General features: G+C 56.5%; 12 protein-coding genes. All 12 read right to left on the bottom strand.

The genetic code is table 11. The annotated features are described in order from the left end of the window. Window positions 1-2: 2 nt before the first annotated feature. The gene (nuoL, locus tag HWQ14_RS12140; RefSeq protein WP_176609841.1) at window positions 3-1,844 is read right to left on the bottom strand and encodes an NADH-quinone oxidoreductase subunit L; all 1,842 of its coding nucleotides are present in this window, start codon (window positions 1,842-1,844) and stop codon (window positions 3-5) included. Then, window positions 1,841-2,143 (bottom strand): NADH-quinone oxidoreductase subunit NuoK, encoded by a 303-nt coding sequence (nuoK, locus tag HWQ14_RS12135; protein WP_003861496.1) that lies wholly within the window; start codon window positions 2,141-2,143, stop codon window positions 1,841-1,843. Before nuoK ends, nuoL begins: the two co-directional genes overlap by 4 nt. Next, window positions 2,140-2,694, bottom strand: coding sequence for an NADH-quinone oxidoreductase subunit J (gene nuoJ, locus HWQ14_RS12130; RefSeq protein WP_176609840.1), 555 nt, complete (start codon window positions 2,692-2,694; stop codon window positions 2,140-2,142). Before nuoJ ends, nuoK begins: the two co-directional genes overlap by 4 nt. A 10-nt stretch (window positions 2,695-2,704) precedes the next feature. Continuing rightward, window positions 2,705-3,247: an NADH-quinone oxidoreductase subunit NuoI gene (gene nuoI / locus HWQ14_RS12125; RefSeq protein ID WP_003861491.1), complete on the bottom strand. Its 543-nt coding sequence runs from the start codon at window positions 3,245-3,247 to the stop codon at window positions 2,705-2,707. A 13-nt stretch (window positions 3,248-3,260) separates the two neighbouring features. After that, window positions 3,261-4,238, bottom strand: a complete 978-nt coding sequence (nuoH, locus tag HWQ14_RS12120) for an NADH-quinone oxidoreductase subunit NuoH (RefSeq protein WP_003861490.1) — start codon at window positions 4,236-4,238, stop codon at window positions 3,261-3,263. Then, the gene (gene nuoG / locus HWQ14_RS12115; RefSeq protein ID WP_176609839.1) at window positions 4,235-6,958 is read right to left on the bottom strand and encodes an NADH-quinone oxidoreductase subunit NuoG; all 2,724 of its coding nucleotides are present in this window, start codon (window positions 6,956-6,958) and stop codon (window positions 4,235-4,237) included. Before nuoG ends, nuoH begins: the two co-directional genes overlap by 4 nt. 54 nt (window positions 6,959-7,012) lie before the next feature. Then, the gene (nuoF, locus tag HWQ14_RS12110; protein ID WP_148419922.1) at window positions 7,013-8,350 is read right to left on the bottom strand and encodes an NADH-quinone oxidoreductase subunit NuoF; all 1,338 of its coding nucleotides are present in this window, start codon (window positions 8,348-8,350) and stop codon (window positions 7,013-7,015) included. Beyond that, window positions 8,347-8,847 (bottom strand): NADH-quinone oxidoreductase subunit NuoE, encoded by a 501-nt coding sequence (nuoE, locus tag HWQ14_RS12105; RefSeq protein ID WP_006176513.1) that lies wholly within the window; start codon window positions 8,845-8,847, stop codon window positions 8,347-8,349. The genes nuoF and nuoE overlap by 4 nt, the downstream gene beginning before the upstream one ends. 2 nt (window positions 8,848-8,849) lie before the next feature. Next, window positions 8,850-10,652, bottom strand: a complete 1,803-nt coding sequence (gene nuoC / locus HWQ14_RS12100) for an NADH-quinone oxidoreductase subunit C/D (protein ID WP_176609838.1) — start codon at window positions 10,650-10,652, stop codon at window positions 8,850-8,852. A gap of 89 nt (window positions 10,653-10,741) precedes the next feature. Next, entirely contained in the window at window positions 10,742-11,416 is a 675-nt protein-coding gene (nuoB, locus tag HWQ14_RS12095) for an NADH-quinone oxidoreductase subunit NuoB (protein WP_003861482.1), read from the bottom strand. A 15-nt stretch (window positions 11,417-11,431) separates the two neighbouring features. Further along, a complete protein-coding gene (gene nuoA / locus HWQ14_RS12090; RefSeq protein ID WP_003861475.1) occupies window positions 11,432-11,872 on the bottom strand; it encodes an NADH-quinone oxidoreductase subunit NuoA in 441 nt (146 codons plus the stop codon). 629 nt (window positions 11,873-12,501) lie between these two features. After that, window positions 12,502-13,440, bottom strand: coding sequence for a transcriptional regulator LrhA (gene lrhA, locus HWQ14_RS12085; protein ID WP_148419924.1), 939 nt, complete (start codon window positions 13,438-13,440; stop codon window positions 12,502-12,504). Window positions 13,441-13,552: the final 112 nt, after the last annotated feature.

Below are 13,552 nucleotides of genomic sequence, written 5' to 3'. Positions count from 1 at the left end.
GATCAACGCAACACCATCAGCAGCGCCAGCACGACAACCGCACCGATGCTCATGGACGCCACATACCAGCGCAGATAACCGTTCTCGCTGAACAGCAGGCCTTTACCTGCGAAGCGAGAGAGGATCGCCGGGATGTTCATCAGGCTGTTCAGCGGGTCGCGCTTCAGCAGCCACGCAATGCCCAGGAACGGCTTAACGAAGATCATGTCGTACAGCCAGTCGAAGCCCCACGCGTTGTACCACCAGGTGCTCAGCAGACGGCCTGGCGCACTGTTGGCAACGGCAGTCACCAGCGTGCGTTTACCCAGCCACAGCCATGCAGCAATCAGGATGCCCGCAATTGCGACCACGCCGGAGGTAATTTCAAGCGTCAGAACGCGACCGTGCTCAAGCTCGGTTGTCGCCGGCAGTACGCCCTGCAGCGGTGGCACAATCATCGCGCCAACGAAGGTGGACAGTACCAGCAGCACAATCAGCGGCAGGTGATGAGTAATCCCCTTCCCTGCGTGAGCGTGAATTTGTTCTTTACCGTGGAATACGATGAAAATCATACGGAAGGTATACAGGGAGGTCATGAACGCACCGACCAGACCCGCAACCATCAGATTGATATGACCATTCGCCATGGCACCCGCAAGGATTTCGTCCTTACTGAAGAAGCCCGCGGTAATCAGCGGCAGTGCCGCCAGCGCCGCGCCGCCCACCAGGAAGCAGACATAAACCAGCGGGATGGACTTACGCAGTCCGCCCATCCTGAAGATATTCTGCTCGTGGTGGCAGGCCAGGATCACCGAACCGGATGAGAGGAACAGCAGCGCTTTAAAGAACGCGTGCGTCATCAGGTGGAAAATGGCCGCGTCCCACGCCTGAACGCCCAGCGCCAGGAACATGTAGCCAATCTGGCTCATGGTGGAGTACGCGAGAACGCGCTTGATGTCGGTCTGAACCAGCGCGGCAAAGCCTGCCAGCACCAGCGTCACCGCACCAACGATACCCACCAGATGCAGAATTTCAGGCGTCATCAGGAACAGGCCATGGGTACGCGCAATCAGGTAAACACCGGCGGTCACCATGGTTGCGGCGTGGATCAGCGCGGAGACCGGGGTTGGACCCGCCATCGCGTCGGCCAGCCATGTCTGAAGCGGCAGCTGCGCGGATTTACCCACGGCACCACCCAGCAGCATCAGCGTCGCCCACCACAGCATGTTATTGCCTGCTTCGAATTGCGCCGGCGCCAGTTCCACCATTTCGCGGAAGTTCAGCGTGCCCAGTTCGTTGTAAAGAATGAACAGCGCGAACGCGAGGAAGACGTCACCCACGCGGGTCACGACGAACGCTTTCATGGCCGCTGCGCCATTCTTCGGATCGGTGTAGTAGAAGCCGATCAGCAGGTAAGAGCACAGGCCCACGCCTTCCCAGCCCAGATACATCAGCAGCAGGTTATCGGCCAGGACCAGAACCACCATGCTGGCGATAAACAGGTTGGTGTAGGCGAAGAAGCGGGAGTACCCCTCTTCACCGCGCATATACCAGGAGGCGAACATGTGGATCAGAAAGCCCACGCCGGTGACCACGGAGAGCATGGTCAGAGACAGACCATCCAGCACCAGGTTAAAACCGATGTTGAAGTTACCGACCGACATCCAGTTCCACAGCGGCACGCTGAAGGCCTGACGCCCGTTGTTAAAGAAGTCGACGCCCGCGTATGCCGTTACCAGCGCAGCCAGGCCAACAGAGCCCATGCCGACGGTGGCAGACAGATTTTCAGACCAGCGGCCGCGCGAGAACGACAGCAGCAGGAAGCCAATTAGCGGAAAAATAATGGTTAAGGCAAGCATGTTCATCCACGCAACTCACTTACTGAATCGATGTTCAGGTTCTGGCGGCGACGATGGAGCTGCAGCAACAGCGCCAGGCCAATACTCGCTTCGGCAGCCGCGAGGCTGATGGCGAGAATGTACATCACCTGACCATCGGTCTGGCCCCAGTAGCTACCGGCGACCACAAAGGCCAGCGCGGAAGCGTTAATCATGATTTCCAGACCAATCAGCATAAACAGCAGATTGCGGCGGATAACCAGACCGGTTAAGCCCAGAACGAATAAAATCGCAGCGAGGATCAGTCCATGTGTTAAGGGGATCATGCGCGCTCCTCCGTTTTTCTTTTCGCGCGGTCGTCGGTGCGGTTGCTCAGCACCTCGCCAGCACGCTCTTCACGTCCGACGTGGAAGGCGACAACCAGACCCGCCAGCAGCAGCATTGAAGCCAGTTCAACCGCCAGAACGTATGGGCCAAAGAGCGTGATACCGACCTCTTTAGCGCCGATCGGCGTACCGTCGATGCCCTGGTCGTTGACGCCGAGAATGGCGTAAACAATCACCGCCAGCATAATGGCCGACAAAATTGCCGGGCCAATCCACACCTGCGGTTTTAACCACTGACGTTCCTGCTCAATCTCAGAGCCGCCCAGGTTCAGCATCATCACCACGAACACGAACAGCACCATAATGACCCCGGCGTAGACGATGATTTCCAGCGCGCCCGCAAAGTGCGCGCCCAGCGCGAAGAACACCCCGGAAATGGCCAGCAGCGAGATGATTAAATACAGCAGCGCATGCACCGGATTGGTGTGCGTAATCACTCGTAGCGTAGCCAGGATGGCGATAAGGCCACAGATATAAAAAGCGAATTCCATTGCCCTCTCCTTACGGTAACAGGCTCTTGACGTCGATAGGCTTAGCTTCGTTCTCTGCTTCGCCCTTATCTTTGCCGTCGATTGCCATACCCGCCATCCGGTAGAAGTTATATTCCGGGTATTTGCCCGGACCGGAAATCAGCAGATCCTCTTTCTCGTACACCAGATCCTGACGCTTGTACTCACCCAGCTCGAAGTCTGGAGTCAGCTGAATCGCCGTGGTTGGGCACGCTTCTTCGCACAGGCCGCAGAAGATGCAGCGTGAGAAGTTGATGCGGAAGAACTCAGGATACCAGCGGCCGTCTACCGTCTCTGCTTTTTGCAGAGAGATACAGCCGACCGGACACGCTACCGCACACAGGTTACAGGCAACGCAGCGCTCGGAACCGTCCGGGTCGCGCGTCAGCACGATACGGCCACGGTAGCGCGGCGGCAGATATACCGGCTCTTCCGGGTACATCCGGGTTTCGCGTTTGGCAAACGCGTGCAGGCCGATCATCCAGATACTGCGTACCTGGGTGCCGAAACCTACCAATAATTCTTTTAAGGTCATGGTCTATAGCCCCTTATGGCTGCTGCCAGAGAATGACAGCCGCCGTTACCAACAAGTTGACGAGCGTCAGCGGCAGGCACACTTTCCAGCCGAAGGACATTACCTGGTCATAACGCGGACGCGGTAACGCTGCGCGAATCAAAATGAACATCATCATGAAGAACGCGGTTTTCAGCGCGAACCAGATGAACGGCGGTAAGAACGGGCCATGCCAGCCACCAAAGAACAGCGTTACCATCAACGCGGAAATGGTGACGATACCGATGTACTCGCCCACGAAGAACAGGCCGAACTTCATGCCGGAATATTCAATGTGGTAACCGTCGGCCAGTTCCTGTTCGGCTTCTGGCTGGTCAAACGGGTGACGGTGACACACCGCCACGCCCGCGATAGCAAAGGTAATAAACCCAAAGAACTGCGGGATAACGTTCCAGATGTCGGCCTGGTTGTTGACGATGTCGGTCATGTTAAATGAACCGGCCTGCGCCACCACGCCCATCAGGGAGAGCCCCAGGAACACCTCGTAGCTCAGGGTCTGCGCGGAAGCACGCATCGCACCCAGCAGCGAGTATTTGTTGTTACTGGACCAGCCTGCGAACAGCACCGCGTAAACCGCGAGGCCTGCCATCATCAGGAAGAACAGAATGCCGATGTTCAGGTCAGCCACCACCCATGTCGGGCTGACCGGAACGATAGCAAACGCCAGCAGCAGCGAGGTGAAGGCGATCATCGGTGCCAGAGTAAAGATCACGCGATCCGAGAAGCGCGGAACCCAGTCCTCTTTAAAGAACATCTTGATCATGTCCGCGACCAGCTGGAGTGAACCACCCCAGCCCACGCGGTTCGGTCCGTAACGGTTCTGGAACAGACCGAGAAGACGACGTTCACCAAAGCTCATGAACGCACCGCAGGTGACCACCACCAGCAGAATCACAACCGCTTTCAGAATGCTCAGCAGGATGTCGATAAGATCCGGCGTTAACCAACTCATGCTTGTGCCTCCTGCAGGTTATCAAGGTGCGCACCCGCCAGTACCGGCGCGATGCCTGGCATACCCATCGGCAGACCAACCTGCCCTGCTGTCAGGCTTTCAGAGATAATCAGCGGCAGGCTGATTGTCTGGCCGTCGTAGCTAAAGGCAACGTTCGCGCCCGCGTTAACGCCAAGCTTAGCGGCATCCGCCGGGTTGAGCTTGATGTACGGCTGCGGCATGCGCTGCTGGAATACCGGTGAACGCTGGGACATTTCGTCGCTACCAAACAGGTGGTAGTACGGCGCAATACGCCAGTGCCCTTCCTGCGCCTGGAAGCTCGCCGGAACGGTGGTGAAGAAGTCCAGACCGGTTTCGGTGGCTTCAATCAGACGCACGCCCGGATCGCCGTGGCGCAATGAACCACCCACTTCAGCCTGGAACTTGTTCCATGCCTGCGGGGAGTTCCAGCCCGGCGCCCAGGCAAACGGGATTTGCGAACGCGGCGCGGACGGCTGGTTGTTCCCTTCCATGGAGAAGGCGAACATGGTGTCTTTATCCTGCGGCTGACGCGGTTCGTGCACGCTGATGTTGGCGCGCATTGCGGTACGGCCGCTGTAACGGTGCGGTTCACGCGCCAGCTTCTGGCCGCGAATGCGGAAGCTTGCTTCAGGCGCGGCATCTTTAATGCCCGCCAGCTGAGGCAGTTTTTCGACTACCGCATCGATAACGTGGTCGAGCTGCGTCCAGTCCACCTCGCGGCTCTGCACGGTGCTGTGCAGGGAGTGCAGCCAGCGCCAGCTTTCCAGCATGATGGTGTTGCTGTCGTAGTACGCCGGGTCATAAACCTGGAAGAAACGCTGCGCGCGGCCTTCGTTGTTGATCACCGTACCGTCGCTTTCTGCGAAGCTTGCCGCAGAGAGCACCAGGTGCGCTTTGTCCATAATCGCGGTGCGCTGATGGTCAATCACCATCACCAGCGGCGCTTTGGAGAGCGCGGCGTCAACGCGTGCGGCAGACGCATGGCGATGCAGATCGTTTTCCAGCACCACAACGGCGTCAGCGGCACCGGATTCCAGTTCGCTTAACGCTTCTTCCAGCGATCCGCCGCCAATCATGCCCAGACCGATGCTGTTCACGGCACGGGCAATCATGGTCACACCGACGTCCGCACCGCGGCCCTTCAGGGCTTTGGCAACGTTCGCTGCGGCCTGAATGATCTCGGCGCTTCCGGCGTTGGTCCCGGAGATAATCAGCGGCTTTTTCGCCCCCGCCAGCGCCTGAACAATCACGTCGACCTTGTTTTGCAGGTCGCGATCCAGCTCAACGGCCGGAGAGTTGCCGTCCAGCGCGTGGGCAATGGCAAAGCCAAGGCGCGCCTGATCTTCAACCGGCGCGCAGTAGGTCCACGCGGCGATGTCGTCCAGACGGGTATTGTCAACGTTAGTCACAAACAGAGGATGCTTCGCGCGCTGGCCGATGTTCAGGATTGCCGCAATCTGCCAGTCGGCCACTTTCTGCGCCGCTGCCATTTCACGCGCTTTACCCTTCACAGCCTGGCGAACCGCCAGAGCCGCGCGAGCGCCGGTCTGAGTCAGGTCTTCACCCAGCACCAGAACCGCATCGTAGGATTCGATTTCGCGCAGCGCAGGAGTGTGAATACCGCCTTCACGCAGCACCTTCAGCACCAGCTGGAGGCGCTCCTGTTCGCCCTGGGCGATACCGGTATAGAAGTTTTCCGCCCCAACCAGCTCGCGCAGCGCGAAGTTGCTTTCGATGCTGGCGCGCGGGGAGCCGATACCGATCACTTTCTTCGACTGGCGCAGAATATCCGCAGCGCCCTGCATCGCCTGCTCGGCGTTGAGGGTAATGACGTCGTCGCCACGGCGCTGAACCGGCTGACGCGGACGGTCCTTCAGGTTCACATAGCCATAGCCGAAACGACCGCGGTCGCACAGGAAGTAGTGGTTAACGGTACCGTTGTAGCGGTTTTCGATACGACGCAGTTCGCCGTAGCGCTCGCCCGGGCTGGTGTTACAGCCGAGGGAACACTGCTGGCAGATGCTTGGTGCAAACTGCATGTCCCACTTACGGTTGTAGCGCTCGGAGTGGGTTTTATCGGTGAATACGCCGGTCGGACAGATTTCTACCAGGTTACCGGAGAATTCGCTCTCAAGCGTACCGTCTTCCGGACGACCAAAGTAGACGTTGTCATGCGCGCCATACACGCCCAGATCCTGACCGTCTGCGTAATCTTTGTAGTAACGCACGCAGCGGTAGCAGGCGATGCAGCGGTTCATTTCGTGAGAGATGAACGGCCCCAGATCCTGGTTACGGTGGGTACGCTTGGTAAAGCGATAGCGACGGAAGCTGTGACCGGTCATGACGGTCATATCCTGAAGGTGGCAGTTACCGCCCTCTTCACAAACCGGACAGTCGTGCGGGTGGTTGGTCATCAGCCATTCCACCACGCTTTCGCGGAACTGTTTGGCTTCTTCGTCATCAATCGAAATAAAGGTGCCTTCGGCGGCTGGCGTCATACAGGACATCACCAGGCGACCACGCGTGTCTTCCGCGTTTTGATATTGCTTCACCGCACACTGGCGGCAAGCACCGACGCTGCCCAGCGCCGGATGCCAGCAAAAGTACGGAATATCGAGGCCAAGAGACAGACAAGCTTCCAGCAGGTTGTCCGCCCCGTTGACTTCGTATTCTTTGCCGTCTACATGAATCGTAGCCATTAGCATGCTTCCAGTTGTCTCGGTCGAAACCGAGCGTTAATCAAAATTCTGTTTTTACCAGCGCGCTTTCAGCAGGTTCGGCTGAATACCATTAATTGAATGGGTATTGCTGAACGGCTGCTTGATGCCTGCTTCGAATTCGTCGCGGAAATATTTAATCGCGCTCTGCAGCGGCTCGACGGCACCCGGTGCGTGGGCACAGAAGGTTTTGCCTGGGCCTAAGAATCGACACAGTTGCTCAAGCGTCTCGATATCGCCAGGCTGGCCTTCGCCGCGTTCGATTGCGCGCAGGATCTTCACGCTCCACGGCAGACCGTCACGGCATGGTGTACACCAGCCGCAGGACTCGCGGGCGAAGAACTCTTCCAGGTTACGCACCAGCGACACCATGCCGATCTCGTGGTCGACGGCCATCGCCAGCGCCGTACCCAGACGGCTGCCTGCTTTACCAATGCTTTCGAATTCCATTGGCAGGTCAAGGTGGGCTTCGGTCAGGAAGTCGGTCCCTGCCCCACCCGGCTGCCAGGCTTTGAATTTCAGACCATCGCGCATGCCGCCCGCGTAGTCTTCAAGAATTTCGCGTGCGGTGGTGCCAAACGGCAGTTCCCAGACGCCAGGGTTTTTCACGCGGCCGGAGAAGCCCATCAGCTTGGTGCCGGCATCTTTACTTGAAGAGATGCCCTGATACCACTCCACGCCGTTGGCGAGGATCGCCGGAACGTTGCACAGGGTTTCGACGTTGTTCACACAGGTCGGTTTACCCCACACGCCGGAGCTTGCCGGGAACGGCGGCTTGGAGCGCGGGTTCGCACGGCGGCCTTCCAGGGAGTTAATCAGCGCGGTTTCTTCACCGCAGATATAGCGCCCTGCGCCGGTGTGCACGAACAGCTCGAAGTCAAACCCGGTGCCCAGGATGTTTTTACCCAGCAGGCCGGCTTCGGTGGCTTCGGCAATCGCGCGACGCAGGTTTTCTGCCGCTTCGATGTACTCACCGCGCAGGAAGATGTAGCCACGGTACGCTTTCAGCGCGAACGCGGAGATTAGCATGCCTTCCACCAGCAGGTGCGGCAGCTGCTCCATCAGCAGACGGTCTTTATAGGTGCCCGGCTCCATTTCATCGGCGTTACACAGCAGGTAACGGATGTTCATGGATTCATCTTTTGGCATCAGGCTCCACTTCAGACCGGTGGAGAAGCCCGCGCCGCCGCGGCCTTTCAGACCAGACTCTTTGACCGCGTTGACGATCTCGTCCGGCGCCATGCCGCCGAGGGCTTTACGCGCCCCGGCATAACCGTTTTTGCTCTGGTATTCGTCGAGCCATACCGGCTGTTTGTCATCGCGCAGACGCCAGGTCAGCGGATGCGTCTCAGCAGTACGAATTACAGTTTTCATTTGTACTGCTCCAGCAGGTCAGGAATCGCTTCCGGCGTCAGATGGCTGTGAGTGTCCTCATCAATCATCATGGTCGGCCCCTTGTCGCAGTTACCCAGGCAGCAGGTTGGCAGCAGAGTAAAGCGACCATCGAACGTGGTCTGGCCCGGCTTGATATTGAGCTTCTTCTCAATTGCAGCCTGAATGCCCTGATAGCCGGTAATGTGGCAGACGACGCTGTCACAGTAGCGGATCACATGGCGGCCTACCGGCTGACGGAAGATCTGGCTGTAGAACGTGGCTACGCCTTCTACGTCACTCGCCGGAATACCCAGCACTTTTGCGATCTCGTAGATCGCCCCATCCGGCACCCAGCCACGCTGTTTCTGTACGATTTTCAGCGCTTCAATGGACGCCGCACGCGGGTCTTCGTAGTGGTGCATCTCGTGCTCAATGGCGGCACGCTCTGCTTCACTCAGCTCAAAAGCCTCGGTTTGTGGTTGTTGATTCTCGTGCATAATTAGCGGTCCACATCTGACATAACAAAATCGATACTACCCAGATACACAATCAGGTCAGAGACCAGGCTGCCGCGGATGGCAGACGGGATCTGCTGAAGGTGCGCAAAGCTCGGCGTACGCACGCGGGTACGGTAGCTCATGGTGCTGCCGTCGCTGGTCAGGTAGTAACTGTTAATACCCTTGGTCGCTTCGATCATCTGGAAGGATTCTTGTGCCGGCATGACCGGGCCCCAGGAAACCTGCAGGAAGTGGGTGATCAGGGTTTCGATATGTTGCAGCGTGCGCTCTTTCGGCGGCGGCGTCGTCAGCGGGTGATCCGCCTTGAACGGGCCTTCCGGCATGTTGTTGAGGCACTGCTCGAGGATGCGCAGACTCTGGCGCAGCTCTTCCACTTTCAGCATCACGCGGGTGTAGCAGTCGGAAACGCCGCCGCCAACCGGGACTTCAAAGTCGAAGCTCTCGTAGCCAGAGTAAGGACGGGCTTTACGCACGTCGAAATCAATACCGGTCGCACGCAGGCCAGCACCTGTGGTCCCCCACTCCAGCGCCTCTTTCGCGCCGTAGGCAGCAACGCCCTGGGAACGGCCCTTCAGGATGGAGTTACGCAGCGCGGCTTTCTCGTAAGAGGCCAGACGCTTCGGCATCCAGTCGAGGAACTCACGCAGCAGGCGGTCCCAGCCGCGCGGCAGGTCGTGTGCCACACCGCCGATACGGAACCAGGCCGGGTGCATACGGAAACCAGTAATCGCTTCCACCAGATCGTAGATTTTCTGACGATCGGTAAAGGCGAAGAAGACCGGGGTCATCGCGCCGACGTCCTGAATGAACGTGGAGATGTACAGCAGGTGGCTGTTAATACGGAACAGTTCAGACAGCATGACGCGGATCACGTTAACGCGATCCGGCACGGTAATGCCTGCCAGTTTCTCAACGGCCAGCACGTACGGCATTTCGTTTACGCAGCCGCCGAGGTACTCGATACGGTCGGTATACGGAATGTAGCTGTGCCAGGACTGACGCTCGCCCATCTTCTCGGCACCACGGTGGTGGTAGCCGATGTCAGGAACGCAGTCGACAATCTCTTCGCCGTCAAGCTGAAGAATAATACGGAACGCACCGTGCGCGGACGGGTGGTTTGGACCGAGGTTGAGGAACATGAAGTCCTCGTTTTCGGTACCGCGCTTCATGCCCCAGTCTTCCGGCTTGAAGGTCAGCGCTTCCATTTCCAGATCCTGCTTGGCTTTAGTCAGCTCAAACGGATCGAATTCGGTTGCACGGGCCGGATAGTCTTTACGCAGCGGGTGGCCGGTCCAGGTCTGCGGCATCATGATGCGCGTCAGATGGGGGTGACCGTCAAAGGTCATGCCGAACATTTCCCAGGTTTCACGCTCGTACCAGTTGGCGTTCGGGAAAAGTTTGGTGATCGTCGGCAGATGCATGTCGTTTTCAGACAATGCCACCTTGAGCATGATATCCGTGTTGCGGTCTATTGAGATCAGGTGGTAGAAAACGGAAAAATCCGCAGCAGGGAGGCCCTGGCGGTGCGTTCTGAGACGTTCGTCCATGCCGTGTAAGTCAAACAGCATGACGTAAGGTTTTGGCAATTTCTTGAGGAAATCGACCACTTCCAGTAATTGCTCACGCTTCACCCAAACAACGGGTACCCCGGTGCGGGTGGCCTGAACAGTAAAGGCATCCGGCCCAAAACGGTTGCGCAGTTCGCCAATGACGGGGTCATCGAGATGATCCCGGGTCTGCCAGGCGGCTTCTTGCGCGGTTAAGTCGGTCATATTGTTCACCATTGCAAATGGTCCGTGGTGACTGTTAAGCCTGGCTTCGCGCTATTTGAGTAGTGATATGCGAAGGTGTTCTCCAGGCCCACAGGCGCAAATTAAATTTCGTCAGGCGTACGCAGGTTGGTGACGGCAATACGTTCACCACGTTTACGCTCGCGCTCAGACTGCATGTTCGCGCGATAGACACCCTGATCGCCAACAACCCATGAGAGCGGGCGGCGTTCTTTACCAATGGACTCCTGGAGCAGCATCAGCGCCTGCATATAGGCTTCCGGACGCGGCGGGCAGCCAGGAATGTAAACATCCACCGGAATGAACTTATCAACGCCCTGCACAACGGAATAAATGTCGTACATACCGCCCGAGTTTGCACATGCCCCCATGGAGATAACCCATTTTGGCTCCAGCATCTGGTCATACAGACGCTGTATAACAGGCGCCATCTTGGTAAAGCAGGTGCCGGCGACCACCATCAGGTCAGCCTGACGCGGGGAAGCACGCAGTACCTCGGCCCCAAAACGCGCAACGTCATGCACCGCAGTGAATGACGTCACCATTTCAACGTAGCAGCAAGAAAGGCCAAAGTTGTATGGCCAGATGGAGTTCTTACGACCCCAGTTGACCATGTCGTGCATGGCATGCTCGAGCTTGCCCATGTACACGCTTTTGTTGACTTCTTGCTCCAGGGGGTCGGTTACGATCTCCTGTTTTTGCAGGGGGTAACGGTCATTCTCACCGTTAGGATCTATGCGGGTGAGCGTATAATCCATCTTATTGCCTCGCTGTTACTGCTGACGATTAGAGATACTGTTTTCCGGGTTGATGTGTTCACGGCGTGAACGCACAGGTGTCCAGTCCAGCGCGCCAATACGCACCAGATAAACCAGACCGGCCAGTAACACTAAAATGAAAATTGCGGCCTCGACAAAGCCCACCCAACCACTTTCGCGAATCGAGGTAGACCACGCGAAGAGGTAAAGCGCTTCCACGTCGAAGATGACGAAGAACATGGCTACCAGGTAGAACTTGGCAGACAGGCGTAAGCGAGCGGTACCTACAGAATCAATACCTGATTCGAAAGGTGTGTTTTTGTGCCTTGCGCGGGCGCGACCGCCCAGGAACCAGCCGCCGACTAACATCAGGCAGCACAGGCCAATGGCTACAATAAGAAAGATTGCGAATGCCCAGTGATGAGCGATGACTTCTGTGGATGTTGACATACTCATTGCTTACTCATCAAAAGTGATACCGACGACACTGCTCTTGCTGGCAGATGGGCATCACATCGATTCATGGGGAGGAACAAATAACCTTACACTAACTGTCTGAAATGAGACATAGACAGCAAAATGATGGGGTTTTTTACTCCTTTCTATAACCTTTTGTCAACTTTAACAAAGGTTTCTTCACATTAAATTACATCGTGCGATTCTCATTAACAAAACATGCCCTTTAACCCTGGTGGCCAGGTGACTTTACGTCAAATGCATCTTGTTGAATCGTGTCCGTTTTGGAAGTAAAAAAATAACCCTCCTATTTTGACAGGATTTGCCAACGATTCCTCCCCCCAAATAGGAGTATTTTCTTGATCTGAGACACGCTTTTGTTAATTCAATCAAAAAAACAGCAACATATTTCCTGTTTTTTTAACATCGACGGGGGTTGAGGGAAGTTAGAACGGCCATCGTTTACATCTTAACCAGAAGCATATGCTGCGTTGATAAATAACGGGTATTTCACTTATCCACACTGCGCTCGCGGTTATGATTAGCAAAAAAAAACCACTCCATGAAAAAATCATGCGAGTGGCTCTTTTTTGCACTTACATTTTGTTACGAGAATTTTGAGGGAACGATCACTCAAAATCCCCTTCCACGATCAGGGGGTTGCCCCCTCCTTCGGGAGTAACATGCGCGTATTGCCACGGATTATGGTAGTTTTCCATCGCCTCGAACACCACTTTCGCCAGCTCGTTGTTGCTGGCGGCGTTATGGCAAAGCAGGTACTCCGTATCCGGTAACGATGGCAGGCCATCGGATTTACCCAGAACGCGCAGATCCGGGCTCATCATCTCAACCGGACGGGCCGTTACGCCAAGTCCAGCCTTCACCGCGGCCCGCACGGCGGGAAGCGTGGATGCCACGTACGCCAGACGCCAGGGAATATTGGCTTCGTTAAGCGCGGCCAGCACCATATCGCGGAACGGGCTGGGATCGTCCAGCAGGACCAGGGGTATTGGCTCACCCTGTTGCAGTACATACTCCGCCGCACAGTACCAGTGCGTGGGAGAGGTACGCAGCGTCAGGCAGTCAAACTGACCGGGCCGATGCGTGGTGACCACCAGGTCAACCTCGTTCTCTTTCAGCATCTCAACGATAAAAGCATTACGTTTAACGCTAACGTCCAACGCAAGCTTCGGATAAACCGAGCTAATACGATTGAGAAGGAAAGGTAAAATGGTATCCGCTGATTCATCCGATGCCCCTAATGTTAACACTCCCTGAAGGTTGCTAAACATTAAAGACATACAAGCTTCATCATTAAAGCGCAGTATCTTTCTGGCATAACCCAGAAGCTGTATACCATGTTCCGTTAAAAGCTTATTACGCCCATGGCGCGCAAAAAGCTCTTTACCAACCAGTTGTTCCAGCCGCTGCATTTGCTGGCTCACGGCGGACTGGGTACGGCAAACTGCGGCAGCAGCTGCTGCAAAAGTGTTGAGATCGGCGACCGCAACAAACGTTCTCAGCAGATCGAGGTCGAGATTCATTATCGGACGATTTGCATTTATCATATCTTTTCACTTTCAGGTTGCTCGTACGGAGCTGCCCGGGTTTAAGCTGTGTGTAACAGTTAAGCAATTCCTTCTGAAGAGTTTCCCTCGCGTCCCGGCCCGGCAGACTGCC

Origin of the sequence: Enterobacter cloacae (assembly GCF_013375935.1) — a bacterium.
In the GTDB taxonomy this organism is placed as follows: Bacteria; Pseudomonadota; Gammaproteobacteria; order Enterobacterales; family Enterobacteriaceae; genus Enterobacter; species Enterobacter pasteurii.
This window is presented reverse-complemented; position numbering and strand designations above follow the sequence as displayed.

Excerpts from the sequence above, each read along its gene's own strand:
- nuoL (WP_176609841.1), bottom strand. The coding sequence starts at position 1,844 with ATGAACATGCTTGCCTTAACCATTATTTTTCCGCTAATTGGCTTCCTG.
- nuoK (WP_003861496.1), bottom strand. The coding sequence starts at position 2,143 with ATGATCCCCTTAACACATGGACTGATCCTCGCTGCGATTTTATTCGTT.
- nuoJ (WP_176609840.1), bottom strand. The coding sequence starts at position 2,694 with ATGGAATTCGCTTTTTATATCTGTGGCCTTATCGCCATCCTGGCTACG.
- nuoI (WP_003861491.1), bottom strand. The coding sequence starts at position 3,247 with ATGACCTTAAAAGAATTATTGGTAGGTTTCGGCACCCAGGTACGCAGT.
- nuoH (WP_003861490.1), bottom strand. The coding sequence starts at position 4,238 with ATGAGTTGGTTAACGCCGGATCTTATCGACATCCTGCTGAGCATTCTG.
- nuoG (WP_176609839.1), bottom strand. The coding sequence starts at position 6,958 with ATGGCTACGATTCATGTAGACGGCAAAGAATACGAAGTCAACGGGGCG.
- nuoF (WP_148419922.1), bottom strand. The coding sequence starts at position 8,350 with ATGAAAACTGTAATTCGTACTGCTGAGACGCATCCGCTGACCTGGCGT.
- nuoE (WP_006176513.1), bottom strand. The coding sequence starts at position 8,847 with ATGCACGAGAATCAACAACCACAAACCGAGGCTTTTGAGCTGAGTGAA.
- nuoC (WP_176609838.1), bottom strand. The coding sequence starts at position 10,652 with ATGGTGAACAATATGACCGACTTAACCGCGCAAGAAGCCGCCTGGCAG.
- nuoB (WP_003861482.1), bottom strand. The coding sequence starts at position 11,416 with ATGGATTATACGCTCACCCGCATAGATCCTAACGGTGAGAATGACCGT.
- nuoA (WP_003861475.1), bottom strand. The coding sequence starts at position 11,872 with ATGAGTATGTCAACATCCACAGAAGTCATCGCTCATCACTGGGCATTC.
- lrhA (WP_148419924.1), bottom strand. The coding sequence starts at position 13,440 with ATGATAAATGCAAATCGTCCGATAATGAATCTCGACCTCGATCTGCTG.